At 71.8% G+C, this 14,240-nt stretch carries 11 protein-coding genes and 1 tRNA gene; 6 read left to right on the top strand and 6 right to left on the bottom strand.

Translation table 11 applies throughout. From position 1 onward, the window contains the following. The first annotated feature begins 176 nt into the window (after window positions 1-176). Window positions 177-1,166: an L-histidine N(alpha)-methyltransferase gene (egtD, locus tag BMY61_RS47805; RefSeq protein ID WP_169791860.1), complete on the top strand. Its 990-nt coding sequence runs from the start codon at window positions 177-179 to the stop codon at window positions 1,164-1,166. A 65-nt stretch (window positions 1,167-1,231) separates the two neighbouring features. Here egtD and BMY61_RS21535 read toward each other — a convergent pair whose 3' ends face one another. The 5 genes from BMY61_RS21535 to BMY61_RS21510 all read right to left on the bottom strand — a co-directional run bounded on the left by BMY61_RS21535 (window position 1,232) and on the right by BMY61_RS21510 (window position 7,146). Continuing rightward, complete coding sequence (locus tag BMY61_RS21535) at window positions 1,232-2,308, bottom strand: LacI family DNA-binding transcriptional regulator (RefSeq protein WP_042449046.1); 1,077 nt, start codon at window positions 2,306-2,308, stop codon at window positions 1,232-1,234. Window positions 2,309-2,431: 123 nt separating this feature from the next. Beyond that, entirely contained in the window at window positions 2,432-4,240 is a 1,809-nt protein-coding gene (locus BMY61_RS21530; RefSeq protein WP_042449349.1) for a glycoside hydrolase family 36 protein, read from the bottom strand. 282 nt (window positions 4,241-4,522) lie between these two features. Further along, a complete protein-coding gene (locus tag BMY61_RS21525) occupies window positions 4,523-5,692 on the bottom strand; it encodes an aminotransferase class V-fold PLP-dependent enzyme (RefSeq protein ID WP_042449038.1) in 1,170 nt (389 codons plus the stop codon). Window positions 5,693-6,498: 806 nt separating this feature from the next. Then, complete coding sequence (locus BMY61_RS21515; RefSeq protein ID WP_042449032.1) at window positions 6,499-6,702, bottom strand: cold-shock protein; 204 nt, start codon at window positions 6,700-6,702, stop codon at window positions 6,499-6,501. 371 nt (window positions 6,703-7,073) lie between these two features. Further along, window positions 7,074-7,146 (bottom strand) — tRNA-Arg (locus tag BMY61_RS21510). A gap of 443 nt (window positions 7,147-7,589) precedes the next feature. Between BMY61_RS21510 and BMY61_RS47125 the strand changes: the two genes are divergently transcribed. The 5 genes from BMY61_RS47125 to dnaN all read left to right on the top strand — a co-directional run bounded on the left by BMY61_RS47125 (window position 7,590) and on the right by dnaN (window position 12,502). Then, window positions 7,590-8,159 carry a single-stranded DNA-binding protein gene (locus BMY61_RS47125; RefSeq protein ID WP_236656053.1) on the top strand — a complete coding sequence of 190 codons (570 nt, stop codon included), beginning with the start codon at window positions 7,590-7,592 and terminating at the stop codon, window positions 8,157-8,159. 115 nt (window positions 8,160-8,274) lie between these two features. Further along, a complete protein-coding gene (gene ettA / locus BMY61_RS21500) occupies window positions 8,275-9,939 on the top strand; it encodes an energy-dependent translational throttle protein EttA (protein WP_042449029.1) in 1,665 nt (554 codons plus the stop codon). A gap of 95 nt (window positions 9,940-10,034) precedes the next feature. Continuing rightward, the gene (locus BMY61_RS21495) at window positions 10,035-10,478 is read left to right on the top strand and encodes an acyl-CoA thioesterase (protein ID WP_042449026.1); all 444 of its coding nucleotides are present in this window, start codon (window positions 10,035-10,037) and stop codon (window positions 10,476-10,478) included. Beyond that, a complete protein-coding gene (locus BMY61_RS21490; protein WP_042449023.1) occupies window positions 10,475-11,188 on the top strand; it encodes a DUF8185 domain-containing protein in 714 nt (237 codons plus the stop codon). Before BMY61_RS21495 ends, BMY61_RS21490 begins: the two co-directional genes overlap by 4 nt. 147 nt (window positions 11,189-11,335) lie before the next feature. After that, entirely contained in the window at window positions 11,336-12,502 is a 1,167-nt protein-coding gene (gene dnaN / locus BMY61_RS21485) for a DNA polymerase III subunit beta (protein ID WP_042449020.1), read from the top strand. 64 nt (window positions 12,503-12,566) lie between these two features. Here dnaN and BMY61_RS21480 read toward each other — a convergent pair whose 3' ends face one another. After that, window positions 12,567-14,207 carry a bifunctional aspartate transaminase/aspartate 4-decarboxylase gene (locus BMY61_RS21480; RefSeq protein WP_042449018.1) on the bottom strand — a complete coding sequence of 547 codons (1,641 nt, stop codon included), beginning with the start codon at window positions 14,205-14,207 and terminating at the stop codon, window positions 12,567-12,569. Window positions 14,208-14,240: the final 33 nt, after the last annotated feature.

Genomic DNA, 14,240 nt, shown 5'->3' with positions numbered 1-14,240 from the left:
TGCTGGCGACCCGGGCGGGCGTCCACCTCGTCCCCCTGCGTCCGCCGACGGACCCGGCCGACTCCCTTTCCCAGCGACGTTCCTCCCGGCTTTCCCCTTCTTCCCCCCGTTCCTCCCGCAGGCACGACAGCAGCCGCCTGCCCGCCGACCGCGGAACAGAACCGGAGAGATCCACCATGATCACGCAGCGACCGTTCTTCACCCTGGACGACCGGCTCCCCGCCGACCACCTGGCCAAGGCCCTGCGCCAGGACGTCGTCTCCGGCCTCACCGCCGACCCGAAGACCCTGCCGCCCAAGTGGTTCTACGACGCCCACGGCAGCGAGCTGTTCGAGCAGATCACGCGTCTCGCCGAGTACTACCCCACCCGCGCCGAGCAGGAGATCCTGACCCGGCGTGCCCCGGAGATCGCCGCGCTCACCCGCGCCGGCACCCTCTTCGAGCTCGGCTCCGGTTCCTCCCGCAAGACCCGCCTGCTGCTCGACGCGCTCACCGCCGCGGGCACGCTCTCCTGCTACGCCCCGCTCGACGTCAGCCCGAGCGCGCTGGAGCAGGCGGGGACCGCCCTGGTCCGCGACTACCCCGGCCTGCGCGTCGCCGCGACCGTCACCGACTTCGAGTCCGACCTCACCCTGCCGCCCGACGCCCCCGGCCCCCGCCTGGTGGCCTTCCTCGGCAGCACCATCGGCAACCTCGACGAGGCCCAGCGGCAGGCCTTCTACCGCTCGCTGCGGCTCACCCTCAGCGCCGACGACGTTCTGCTGCTCGGCGCCGACCTGGTCAAGGACCGCGAGGTGCTGATCCGCGCCTACGACGACAGCCAGGGCGTGACCGCGGAGTTCAACAAGAACGTGCTGAACGTCCTCGACCGTGAACTGGACGCCGACTTCGACGTCGACGCCTTCGCGCACGTCGCGCGCTGGAACGAGGAGCACGAGCGCATCGAGATGCACCTGCGCTCGCTGCGCGAGCAGACCGTCAAGATCCCCGCGCTGGACCTGTCCGTCGACTTCGCGGCCGACGAGCACCTGCGGACGGAGATCTCCTGCAAGTTCCGCCGTGCCTCGCTCACCGAGGAGTTGGCGACCGGCGGCTTCACCGTCCGACACTGGTGGACGGACGACGCCGAACGCTTCGCCCTGCTGCTGGCCGTGCCGAGCCGCTGACGCGAAGGCCGAACGGGGGCGGCGGTTCAGCCGCCGGCCCGAAGGGCTGTGCGAGCGGCGGCGGTTCAGCCGCCGCTGCTCGCGCGGACGACCAGCTCCGCCGGCAGCAGCACGCCCTCGGCGGGCACGTCGCCGCCCCGCACCTGTGCCAGCAGCCCGTCGACCAGCTCCGCGGCGATCCGCCGCAGCGGCAACCGCACGGAGCTGAGCGGCGGTTGCAGCACCCGGCACAGCGGCAGGTCGTGGAAGCCGACCACGGCGACATCCGCGCCGACGGCCAGCCGCTCGCCCCGCACCGCCTCGTAGGCCGCCAACGCGCACAGATCCGTCGCCGCCGCGATCGCCGTCACCCGTCGGCCGCCGCTGCTCGACGGGCGCAGCAGGGCGCGCGCCCTCACCGCGAGGCCCGCGTGCGTCTCTTCCTCCGTCTGCTCGACCGCCAACTCCAATCCGTGCCGCCCGGCCGCGTCCCGGAACCCCGCACGACGCTCGGCCAGCCACGGCAGGTCCGCGTCGTCCACCGGCCCGAGATAACCGACGTGCCGGTGCCCGCGCTCGGCGAGGTGCGCGGCCACCGCGGCCATCGCCGCCGCGTTGTCGATGTCGACCCAGCCCTGCGGCAGTCCGCGCCCGGTCCGTCCGAAGCAGACGAACGGCAGCCCCGTCGCGGCCAGATGACGCACCCGTGGATCGTCCGGCAGCACGTCGGCGAGGACGAAACCGTCCACCTGCCGCGCCGCGATCAGCTCCTCGACCGCGGCCGTCGGATCGGCCGCGCCCGGGCGGGGGCGGAACAGCAGCACGCGGTAGCCCGCCGCACCCGCGGCGTCGACCAGGGCCTCCAGGAAGCCGCCCATCAGCGGGTTGGGGTCGTGCGGATCGTCCACGGGCGCGAGGTAGGCGAGCGTGCGGCGCTCGCCCGTGCGCAGGGAACGGGCGGACTGGTCCGGCTGGTAGCCGAGCCGCTCGATGGCGGCACGGACCCGGTCCAGCGTCTCCGGTCGCACCCGCTCCGGCGCGTTGAGCGCGTTCGACACCGTCTGCCGCGACACCCCCGCCTCGCGGGCGACCTGCTCGATCGTCGCCCCGCTCCGTCGCCGACGGCCCGGCCCGCCGGCACCCGCCGCTCCCGTCCCGCTCACCCTCGCCCGTTCCTCGTCCTCTACGTACGTGCCCGTGCCCGTACGTGTCCGTGCGTGCGCGTGCGTGTCCGTGCCTGCGCGTGCCCACCTGGGCACCTGGGCGCGTGCGCCACGTCGGCCCCGTCACTCCCTGGTCAGCGTAGCGAGCCCTCCGCGCGGGACGGTCACGCAGACGGGCGCGCCCGCACCCGCTGCCGCGTCCAGCTCGAACAGCTCCCGGGCCACAACCCGCCCGCGCGCGTCCCGGACGACCGCGCTCGCGCGGCCGGCCCCGCCCCGCAGCACCACGCACGGATCAGCGTCGGCGTTGGCTATCAGCAGCTCCCGCCACGCGCCCCCGGCGTCGACCGGCAGTGCGGCGTAACGGGCGACGGCGACGGACGTACCCGCGTGGCTCTCCGCCCGGACCAGCGGGTAGCCGAGATCGGGGCGGGACGGACGCAGCGCACCTCGCTGCAACAGCTCGGCGCGGTCGCGGAACACACCGAGCCAGAACGCCAGCACCTCGCGCTGCTCCTCGGACAGCAGGGCCAGGTCGACGGAGATCTGCGGCACCGCGAAGAGCACGTTGATCAGGTGGCAGGCGATCTGCTCGACGGGCTCGCCCGGATGCCACATCAGCATGTCCGCGTGGACCGCGAGCGGACCGGCGACCAGCCGGGTGTCGATCGTGTGCCGCCGGTTCTCGCCCGGCCCGAGGGGGCAGTCCACCGCGCGGATCATCGTCGCGTAGGGCCACAGACCCGGCGAGACATACGGCTGGCGGGTCTCCACCATGGCGTGCGGCGCGACCGCGTCGATCCGGCGGCGGATCTCCGCGAGCAACCGCTCCACCCCCTCCCCGACGCTCGCGCAGTCGGCCCCCGGCCCGACTGGCGGCGGCTCCGCGACATGGAAGCGGTCGATGAAGTCGATCTTCAATCCGTCCATGTGCCACTCCTCGACCGCCCGCGCCAGACGGTCCGCCAGATGCGCACGGACGGCCTGGTAGCGCGGGTCGACCACGATGGCGTCCAACGCGTCGAGGCGGGCCAGTGCGTAGGGCTGGAACTCGTCCCACACCGAGCTCGCGCGCCCGACGAACGGCAGCGCGTACCAGAGCAGGTAGCGCACTCCGAGCGCGTGCACCCGCGCGACGTGCGCGGCCGTGTCCGGCAGCGAGACAGGCTCCCAGTCGCCGCAGTGGCCGTAGCCGCGCCCGCGGTCGCCCGTCATCCACCCGTCGTCCACGATGATCGTGTCCAGGCCCAACTCCTTGCCGAGCGCGGCCTGACGCTCCACCGCCTCAGGCGTCACCTGCTGGTGCATGGAGTACCAGGTCGAGTACGCGGGCCGCCGCGCCGCGTCGGGCACGCGCACGGGCCGGACCTGCTCGCCCGCCGCCCACCACTCGGCGACCTCGGCGAGGCAGTCGGCGAAGTGCCGGCGCGAGGTGTCGATCCGGACCGTCAGAACGTCCGGCGCCTGCATCCAGACGCGGAACTCGCCGGTCTCCTCGACGACTCCCGCGCCGATCAGCACCTCGGCCGCGCCGCCCGCCGGGCGGGTGGCAAAGGTGCAGATGCCCACGTCCCCGGTGCCGACCAGGGCTCCGACGGGCGCGTCGCTCGCCACGGACACCCGGCGGGGCGCGGACCACGCGGCGGGCAGCCAGCCCGCCCCGTCGGCGGCGCCGGGCGTCCAGTAGGCCACCGCGTCGACGCAGGGCACCCGCCACTCGATCCGCACGGCCCCCCGGCCGTCGGCGTCGGCGACGGGTGCCGGCTCCGACGACCGCACCTCCACCTCGACCACCTGCGCGCCGAGCTCCTCGATCCGTGCCTCACCGGTGACCAGCAGCGTCAGCCCGCCCGCGAAGACGAGCCGCGGCAGCACGCCCCCGGCCCCCGCGGTGGCGGCGTACGGCTCCCACACGTCCTGAGCGGTCGTCATCGTTCGTGTCCTCCTCTGGTGCGCGTTCTGACGTTCCGACGTTCTGACGTTCCGTGTGCTCTGTGTGTTGTCCGGCTTACACCGCGCCACCGACAACGTCCGGCGCGGCGGCTGCGACGGGCGCTCGGACGGGTGAAGCGACGGGTGAAGCGACAGGAGAACGGTTCCGCAGCACGCCGGACAGCCCCTGCCTCCGGGCAATGCGACAGAGGCTGTCTGGCGCGGCTGCGGAACCCATCCGGTCCCGTGACCTGCTCCCCCGCCCGGTCCCCGCCGGCCGGCTCAGCCGGTCCGCAGCGGTGTCCGGGTCGACCGCTGACCGATCGCCAGGACCGCCGCGCGCAACCGCGCCGCCGCGTCCGGCGAGCGGGTGGTCGACGACGCGTGCGGCGACAGCCGGATCCACTCGCCGCGCAGGGTGGTGGTCAGACCGACGTCACCGAGTGCCACGTGCAGGGCGGCCGGGTCCACGCCCGGCATCGCGATCCGGGCGAACCCGCTGCCGGGACCGTCACCGATCCGGCCCCGGTCCCACCGCAGGCCGAGCGCGCGTGCGGTCTCGCCGAGCTCACCGAGGACCTCCTCGATCAACGCGTTGATCCGCTCGACCCCGACCTCCTGCACCAGCCGCAGTCCGGCCCCGAGCGCTGCGACGGCAGGCCCGTCGGGATTCGTCAGGGTGTGCGCCCGCGCCCCCGGGAGGGATGGGCGGGGGTGGTCGAACCCGCCCAGCGGGTCGACCACCCCCGCCCATCCACCGAGCCCCGGCCGCAAGCGCTCCCGGACCCGCTCCCGGACGAGCAGCAGCGCGGCCCCCCAACCGGCGCGCAGCCACTTCTGGCCACCACAGGCCAGCACGTCGGCCGCCTCCGCCTCCACCGGCACGGCGCCCAGCGCCTGCACGGCGTCCACCACCAGCACCCGATCCGGACCGATCAGCTCCTTGAGCTCCGCCAGCGGCGCCCGGAACCCGGTCACCCCGTCCACCGCACACACGCAGACCGCGCGCACATCCGGATCCAGGCGCTCCCGCACCGCGTCGACCGTGGCCGGTCCGTCCAGGAGACGAACCGTCAAACCCCCATGCTCCTCGGCGCGCAGCCACGGGTAGACGGCCGCCGGGAAGTCCCGCCGCCCGACCAGCACGCTCCCCCGCCGCGCACCGCCCCCCTGCGGTCCGACGAGGGCGAACGCCGCCGCGAACATCCCGTGCGACGTGGACCCGACGAACGCGACCTCCTCCTCGCGCGCCCCGAGCAACCTCCCCGCGCTCCGCGCGGCCCGCACCGTCGCCGCGTCGAGCGCCTCCAACGCGTCCCACCCGTGGCCCGCCATCAACCCGACGGCGTCGCCGAGCGCCTCGGCGGCCACCGCGGAGATCGGCCCGAACCGCCCGAAGTCCAGGTACCCAGCGGGCTCCTGGAACTGCGCAAGGTATCTTTGAACGTTCATATGAACGTTCAAATTAGCAGCCCGTTCCGTCGTCGACAAGAGACCGGGGCGCGCTCGGACGAGCCCTCCCGGGCCCGCTCGGACCCTCTCGCGCCCTCCCTGGCCCCGTCGCACCCTCCCGGGCTCTCGGTGTGCGCGGAGCGGATGTCGGGCGCACGCTGGAACACAGGAGTGATCATCAGCGGAATCGGGGTCGTGGGATGTATCGGGAAGCGCGCATCTGCTTCACCGGGCGAGTCCAGATCGACGGCGAGACCTTCGAGGGCGAGATGGATCTTCCGGTTGAACTCGAGCACGGATGGGTCGGCATGCACCTCGGCGGAGACAGGGCCCCCCGAAGGGTGTCGCTGCCGGCGGACCGCGTGGCATGGATCCTGTGGAGAGAGCCCGAGAAATACGGCCCGACGGTCTCCCGGGGTGGGATCTGATCCCGCCCGAACCCTCCGAACGCCAGACGGGGACCGCGTGGCGGTCCGGAATCAGCCATGACGCGATCTTGATCTGGTGCGATCCGCCAGGCCCGACGTACCGCCCCCCAAGATCGGCAGCATCACGCTGCCGACGTTCACCGATCGGGGGATCACCTGGGCAACCACATCGGCGCGACCGTCATCGGCAGCCTTCTCGGCATCGGCCTGACGGTGGGACTCGCAGCCGCCGCCTCCGCGAGCGGCGCCCCGCGGCCGGTCGTTCCGGCCGTGGCGCACCCCAATACGGGTGACACCGCCGCCTGCTGCCGACCCGGAACACGCATCGGCCCCGGGCGCCCACATGGGCGGCCGGGGCCTTGCGTTGTGCCGCTGGTGTCAGCCGCGGACGATGTTCGTGGCCTGCGGACCCTTCTGGCCCTGCTCGACGTCGAAGGTCACCCGCTCACCCTCGTGCAGCTCCTTGAAGCCGTTGCCGGTGATCTGGCGGAAGTGCGCGAACACGTCCGGACCGCCGCCGTCCTGCTCGATGAAGCCGAAGCCCTTCTCGGCGTTGAACCACTTCACGGTGCCCTGAGCCATAACGTTCTCCCGTTCGGGACGGGGGTCGGCATGCTGCCGACCCTGGATGGGTCGCGTCCTCGAACAGCAGCAAGAGTGAAGCGGTACCGCGGACAGCGAATCTCAGTGATCACGCTACGCCGGATGTCGGCCGTCCGCAGGCCCGTGGAGTCACTCGCCGCGCGCGCCGACCCGATCGGGTGCGTCCTGGAGCCGAAAGCAGCCGGATCATCAGACCTCGGGGACACTGCGGGCGGCGTCGCGCTCGGACTCAACCGGACTGCCCCTGTTGCACACAGCAGGGGCCTGGTAATGTACACGCCATACAACTTCAAGCCTCTGACCTGCGGAGACACCGCAGTAGACCTGAGGAGTCAGAGGTTCCAGTAGAGCGCCCCCGGCAGGACTCGAACCTGCGGCCAAGTGCTTAGAAGGCACCTGCTCTATCCACTGAGCTACGGGGGCTTGCTAGGCGCGGAGCCTGGCGGGCGGCCGGATCCTGTCGTGGGACAGGATAAGCAGCGCCGGGCTCGGCGTCGGGTGCGTGCGGCAGGGTCGTTCGGGCGAATCCCGCCGCGAGGCGGTCTGATAATCGCAGGTGGGGTGGGGCGGGCGCAGCGGTCGCGGAACAATGGACCGCTGCTGTTGTTCACTCGTTACTGCGCTGCCCCTCAGCCGTTATGGAGTCGCACGGCCGGGCGAAGTGTGTGGGGGTCCGGTGAAAGTGCACCCATAAGGGTGGCGAGGTTGTCCACAGGCCCAGGTTGTCCACAGACGGGACGCGACCGGGCGCGGGTGACGGCGCAGCACGGCAGTGTGGTCGCAGGCGGCCCCGGCGGGGCCGGAGGACGACCAGTGGGGGCTGCACGATGATGAACGGCACGTTGGTCACGCTCGTCGGGGTCGCGGTGAGCCAGGTTCGGTATGCGACGACAGTCGGCGGGGTGCCGGTGGCGCACTTCCGTCTGGCGGCGACGGAGCGGCGTTTCGATCGCCCGCGGCAGGTCTGGGTGGAGGGCGACACCAGCTACTTCACAGTATGGGCTTGGCGCAGCCTGGCCGAGAACGCGCTGACGTCGATCGGCTGCGGGGATCCGCTCCTGGTCACCGGCCGGATGCGGGTGCGCGAGTGGGAGCGGCCCGAGGGTCAGGGCAAGGGAGTCTCGGCCGAGATCGAGGCCACGGCCCTGGGGCACGACCTCGCGCGCGGCACGACGGTCTTCCGCAAGACGCTGCGCGGTCGGCCGGAGCTGGTGGCCTCCACGGCCGAGCGGGGCCGGATCGCCGAGCAGCGCCGCGCCGCGGCCCGCGCCGAGCGGAACGCCGGTGAGGGCGTAGGAGAGGCCGCCGGCCCCGGTCGGGTGCTCGCGCTGGCGGCGGCCCGTCCAGCCAGGGAGGGGTCCGGGGAGGCCGGCCAGGCCGGCGCCACTGCCGAGGGCCTCGCCCTCGGGAGTGGCCCGCAGTCCGACTCGGCGTAGGGAGCTCGGCTCGGGCAGCTCGGCCCGGGAACAACGGGCGTTCGGGCGGTCTCCGTCGGTGCGGCACAATGGAAGGCTGTAGCCACACCCCAACAACGACGCCGGACGGTTCATCTTGGCTGAGTACATCTACACCATGCGCAAGACGCGAAAGGCGCACGGCGACAAGGTCATCCTTGACGACGTGACGCTCAGCTTCCTGCCTGGAGCGAAGATCGGCGTCGTGGGGCCCAACGGCGCTGGTAAGTCGACGGTCCTGAAGATCATGGCCGGGCTGGAGCAGCCGTCCAACGGTGACGCGTTCCTCTCCCCCGGCTACACGGTCGGCATGCTGCTGCAGGAGCCCCCGCTCGACGAGAGCAAGACGGTCCTGGAGAACGTCCAGGACGGTGTCGCCGAGATCAAGAAGAAGCTGGACCGCTTCAACGAGATCGCCGAGCTGATGGCGACGGACTACTCCGACGCACTGCTCGACGAGATGGGCAAGCTCCAGGAGGACCTGGACCACGCCAACGCCTGGGACCTCGACGCCCAGCTCGAGCAGGCCATGGACGCCCTCGGCTGCCCGCCCGGCGACTGGGCGGTCAGCAACCTCTCCGGTGGTGAGAAGCGCCGCGTCGCGCTCTGCAAGCTGCTGCTGGAGGCGCCCGACCTGCTGCTGCTCGACGAGCCCACCAACCACCTGGACGCCGAGTCGGTCCAGTGGCTGGAGCAGCACCTGGAGAAGTACGCCGGCACCGTCGTCGCGGTCACCCACGACCGGTACTTCCTCGACAACGTCGCCCAGTGGATCCTGGAGCTCGACCGCGGTCGCGCCTACCCCTACGAGGGCAACTACTCCACGTACCTGGAGACCAAGCAGTCCCGCCTCAAGATCGAGGGCCAGAAGGACGCGAAGCGCGCCAAGCGCCTCAAGGACGAGCTGGAGTGGGTCCGCTCCAACGCCAAGGGTCGCCAGGCCAAGTCCAAGGCCCGTCTCGCTCGCTACGAGGAGATGGCGGCCGAGGCCGACAAGATGCGGAAGCTGGACTTCGAGGAGATCCAGATCCCGCCGGGCCCGCGTCTGGGCTCCATCGTCATCGAGGCCGAGCACCTGGCGAAGGCCTTCGGTGACAAGGTCCTGGTCGACGACCTGAGCTTCACGCTGCCGCGCAACGGCATCGTCGGCGTCATCGGCCCGAACGGCGCCGGCAAGACCACGCTCTTCAAGATGATGCTGGGCCTCGAGCCCACGGACTCCGGCAACGTCAAGGTCGGCGAGACGGTCAAGGTCTCCTACGTCGACCAGAGCCGCGCCAACATCGACCCGAACAAGACGCTGTGGGAGGTCGTCTCCGACGGTCTGGACTGGATCCAGGTCGGTCAGGTCGAGATGCCGTCCCGCGCCTACGTCTCGGCGTTCGGCTTCAAGGGCCCGGACCAGCAGAAGGCCGCCGGCATCCTCTCCGGTGGTGAGCGCAACCGCCTGAACCTGGCGCTGACCCTCAAGGAGGGCGGCAACCTGCTCCTCCTCGACGAGCCCACCAACGACCTCGACGTCGAGACCCTGAGCTCGCTGGAGAACGCGCTCCTGGAGTTCCCGGGCTGCGCCGTGGTCATCTCCCACGACCGCTGGTTCCTGGACCGAGTGGCCACCCACATCCTGGCCTACGAGGGCAACTCGAAGTGGTTCTGGTTCGAGGGCAACTTCGAGTCCTACGAGAAGAACAAGATCGAGCGTCTGGGTGCCGACGCGGCCCGTCCGCACCGCGCCACCTACAAGAAGCTGACCCGCGACTGAGCGAGCAGCATCCGGCACACCCGCACCACGCGGGAACCGGGGAGCGGGGCCGTCCTCGCCCCGCTCCCCGGGCAGTACCTACCGACGGAGATCCCGTGGCCCGCCACATATACGCCTGCCCGATGCGCTGGTCCGACATGGACGTCTTCGGGCACGTCAACAATGTGAACTTCCTCCGCTACCTGGAGGAGGCCCGGATCGACTTCACCTTCACCACGGCCGGCGAGGTCGGCGAGAAGGCGATGGCCGAGGGCTCGGTCGTGGCCCGTCACGAGATCGACTACCTGATCCCGCTGGTGTACCGGCCGGAGCCGATCATCATCGAGACCTGGATCACGAAGCTGGGTCGCGCGTCCTTCACCGTCACCTACGAGGTCAAGGACGTCGGCGCCGGCCCCGACGGCAGGGACAAGGTCTACGCCCGGGCCAAGACCGTATGCGTGCCGTACGACCTGGCCGCCGCCCGCCCGCGTCGGCTGTCCGAGGGCGAGCGCGCGTTCCTCGCCGAGTACCTGGAACCGAGCACGGTCGCGGCATGAGCACCGCCGTCGAACCGCTGCGGCTCGCCGCACCGCAGGAGGCCGCACCGCTCGCCGACTTCCTGGAACGGCTGCTGCGCTACGACCGCGCGGCGGCCGTGCGACTGCAGACGGCCGGGACGACACTGGCCGTCTTCGCCCGCATCCCGCTGGGCCAGTCCGGGCCGCTGGTGGTCCGCACCGCGCTGCTGGCCCGGCCGTACGCGCTGGACGTGACCGTCTCCGCCGGCCAGTGGCTGGAGGAGCTGGACCGCGCCGCCCACGATTCCGGCACCGACTCCGTCGCAGACGCTTCGGGCGTCGACACGGCGGTCGCACTCCCGCCGTCCGTCACCGGTCCGTCCTGGGCCGGGCTGCTTCCGCCGCGCTCGGGCTGGGAGCACGTCGAGGACCTGCCGACGGCCCCACTGGCGGCGGCCGTCGCCGCCGCGATCGGCGAGTTCCGCACCGCGGCCGAGGCTGCCCGGAGCGGTGACGTGCAGGGCGGCGACGCACTCGCGGAGGCGATCTGGTCGCGCCGGGTCCACCCCTCCGGCCTGACGGTGCGCGCCCTCCACGCGGCCCACCTCACCGGCCTGCTGCGGCAGTCGCCGCAGGTCGCCCTCCACCGCCACCCGGCGTGGCTGCGCCTGACCGCCCCGCGCGGCGCGGTCGCCGTCCGCCGCAGCACGCCCGGTCTCGGCCTGAGCGTCACACCGACCCGCCCCTGACGGGCCCCGCCCCCGCGCGGCGCTGTGCCGCGCCGGCGTGCGCTCCCACGGCCCGGCCGGCGATGTCAGTGCCGGGGTGCAGGATGCGAGAACAGGGATGCGAGCAGGAGAGCTCGCGTCCTCCCTCGCACGAAGGCCGGCATCCACGTGAAACTGCGACTCCCCCGCGAAGCCCTCGCCGAGGCCGTCTCCTGGGCCGCGCACGCGCTCCCCGCCCGGTCGACGGTGCCCGCTCTCGCGGGGTTGCTGCTGACGGCCGATCAGGACGGCATGAGCGGCGGCACGGGCGACGGCATGCTCGCCGTGGCCGGGTTCGACTACGAGGTCTCCGCCCGCTTCCGGGTCGCCGCGGAGATCTCCGAGCCGGGGGCGGCCCTGGTGCCGGGTCGACTGCTCGCGGACCTGTCCCGGGCCCTGCCCGGCGGTGGCCACGACGTCGAGCTCGCCACCATCGGCGCGGATCTGACGCTGCGTTGCGGCCCCGCGCAGTTCGAGCTCCCGCTCGTGCCCGTGGAGGACTACCCGCGGCTGCCCGCGCTGCCGCCGGTGCTGGGTTCCGTGGACGGCGCGCAGTTCGCGGAGGCGGTGGCGCAGGTCGCCGTCGTGGCGGGGCGGGACGAGTCGCTGCCGTTCCTCACCGGCATACGGCTGGAGTTCACCGCAGGGGCGGTCCGGCTGGTGGCCACTGACCGCTACCGCCTCGCGGTCCGCGACATCGCCTGGGAGCCCGACGCGGCGGCGCCGCTGACCGAGGAGCCGGTCGTCGCCCTGGTTCCGGCCCGCAGCCTGCACGAGATCGCGCGTTCCCTCACCAAGGGCGAGCGGATCACCGTCGCGGCCGCCACGGACGACACCGCGGCCAACAGCGGGCTGATCGGATTCGCGGCCGGCGGACGGGAGGCGACGACGCGGCTGCTGGGGGCGGATTTCATCACCTACCGCTCCATCTTCCCGAGCGCCTACGCGGGCAGCGTCGTGATCGAACGTCAGCCGCTGCTGGACGCGGTGAAGCGGATCGCGCTCGTCACGGACCGGCACCGGCCGGTCCGGTTGGCCTTCGCCGCGGGTCGGGTCACCGTGGACGCGGGTGCGGGCGGCGAGGCGCGTGGGCGGCAGACTCTGGACGCGTCCTTCCCCGCGGAGGCCGAGCCGATCATGCTCGCCGCCAACGCCGGCTACCTGGTGGACGGCCTGTCGGCGCTCTCCGCCGACGAGGCGGAGCTGCACTTCACGACGCCGACCCGCCCGGCCGTCCTCACCGCACGTGGCAGCGAGGACTACCGGTACCTGTTCATGCCGCTCCGGCACACCTGACGGACCGACGGGTGTGGGCGGCCGCTCGCGCGACCGCCCGCACCCGCACCTCGGAGCACTTCTGCTACTTGGACTGCTCCCACTCCCGGCGGTAGTCGGCGAAGATCTCCTTCAGATGGTGGCCGATCTTCAGGTAGTCCAGGTCGTCGAGGTTGGCGAGCGAGACGCGCACCGACCACTCCGGCCCGTCGAACCCGCCGCCGTTGAGCAGCACCACGCCCGTCTGCTCGGCCAGCCGGAAGAGCGGCTCCGTCGGAACGTAGTTCGACCGGAGGTAGTCGGCGAAGGACTGCCCGCCGACGCGCTCGGCCTCGGCCAGCAGGTCGAGCTCGATGTAGTAGCCGGCCCGGGCGCTGTCCTCGGCGATCTTCATGTCGGAGCCTTCGAGGAGCAGGTCGAGGCGGCGACGGACGATCTCCTGCAGCTTGTCCTTGTAGTCCTGACCCTCGGGCAGCAGGTCGAAGAGGGAGAAGAGCACCATCTGCACCTGCTGCGGCAGGCTCAGGCCCGCGGTGTGGTTGAGCGCCACCTGCCGCGAGTCGGCGACGAGCCGGTCGATGAACCGGATCTTCTCCGGCTCCAGCGTCAGCGTGCCGTAGCGCTTGTCGAGCCGCGCCTTCTCGTCCGGACCGAGGGCCGCGATCGCGTCGTCGATCACGTTGTCCCGGTGCAGGCCGATCACTCCCAGGCGGTGGCCGGTCGCGCCGTAGTGCTTGGAGTAGGAGTAGACGAGGAGGGTGTTGCGCGGCAGGTCGGTGGCGATGGTGCGGAAGCCGTTGACGAAGGTCGCGTAGACGTCGTCGGTGACGACGATCAGGTTGGGGTTCTTCGTCGCGACGATCTGCTTGATCTGGTCGGCCACCCGCTGCGAGAGCGCCAGCGAGGGCGGGTTGCTCGGGTTGACCAGGCAGAGCAGCTTGACCGCCGGGTCCTCCAGCTTGGCGACCTCTTCCGTCGGGTAGCGCCACTCGCGCACGCCGGTCTCGGCGAACTTGTTGGCCGAGACGGTGACGACGTCGAACTCGTAGTCCTCGAGCTCGGGGATCTCGATGTAGGGGGTGAACACCGGCGTCATCAGGGCGATCTTGTCGCCCTTGTGCAGGAGTCCGTTCTTCATCAGCGAGTCGAAGATGTAGCACATGGCGGCGGTGCCGCCCTCGGTCGCGAAGAGGTCGAGCTGGTTGCCGGCCGGCGGCTTGCCCTGCATCAGCTCGTCGTGCAGGTAGCCGCGGATCACCTGCTCGGTGTGGGTGAGGATGCGGTCCGGCACGGGGTAGTTGTCGCCGATGACGGAGTCGGTCAGCTCGTGCAGCCAGGCGTCGCGGTCGAACCCGAAGCGCTGGACGGCGAGGTCGACGCAGTCCTTCAGCATCTCGACGCCGGGCAGCTCGGGGTGGCTGCGGACCCACGCGTCGAAGCGGCCGCTGATGCCCTCACGCTCGGGCATGCCGCCGAGGTTGTCCGCGGTCCACACCCGGCGGCTCTCCGTCAGCGCGTAGTAGCCGAGGGCGTAGAAGGCCTCGCGCGGGGTCGTGGCGATCCAGTTCGGGTTGCCGCGGCCGGCGTTGAGCATGTGTGCGGTGGACTTCCCCTTCTGCCCCTCCGCGTACTTCTCGGCCAGGGCGATGAAGGCTCCCTTCAGCTCGAAGGGGCTGAGCGAGGAGAGCCGCTGCATCTCCTCGCGGCTCACGGACGGCTTGGCCATGACGTGCCTTTCGGGACTTTCCAGCTCGGAGCG

It is taken from the genome of Streptacidiphilus jiangxiensis (assembly GCF_900109465.1).
Taxonomy (GTDB): Bacteria; Actinomycetota; Actinomycetes; order Streptomycetales; family Streptomycetaceae; genus Streptacidiphilus; species Streptacidiphilus jiangxiensis.
The sequence above is the reverse complement of the archived record's forward strand: the minus strand, read 5'-3'. Positions and strand labels throughout refer to the sequence as shown.

What these genes read in the sequence shown, in the direction of transcription:
- BMY61_RS21515 (WP_042449032.1), bottom strand. Translation starts at nt 6,702, where the DNA reads ATGGCTCAGGGCACCGTGAAGTGGTTCAACGCCGAGAAGGGCTTCGGC.
- BMY61_RS21480 (WP_042449018.1), bottom strand. Translation starts at nt 14,207, where the DNA reads ATGGCCAAGCCGTCCGTGAGCCGCGAGGAGATGCAGCGGCTCTCCTCG.
- BMY61_RS21490 (WP_042449023.1), top strand. Translation starts at nt 10,475, where the DNA reads ATGAGCACCGCCGTCGAACCGCTGCGGCTCGCCGCACCGCAGGAGGCC.
- BMY61_RS21530 (WP_042449349.1), bottom strand. Translation starts at nt 4,240, where the DNA reads ATGACGACCGCTCAGGACGTGTGGGAGCCGTACGCCGCCACCGCGGGG.
- BMY61_RS21525 (WP_042449038.1), bottom strand. Translation starts at nt 5,692, where the DNA reads ATGAACGTTCAAAGATACCTTGCGCAGTTCCAGGAGCCCGCTGGGTAC.
- egtD (WP_169791860.1), top strand. Translation starts at nt 177, where the DNA reads ATGATCACGCAGCGACCGTTCTTCACCCTGGACGACCGGCTCCCCGCC.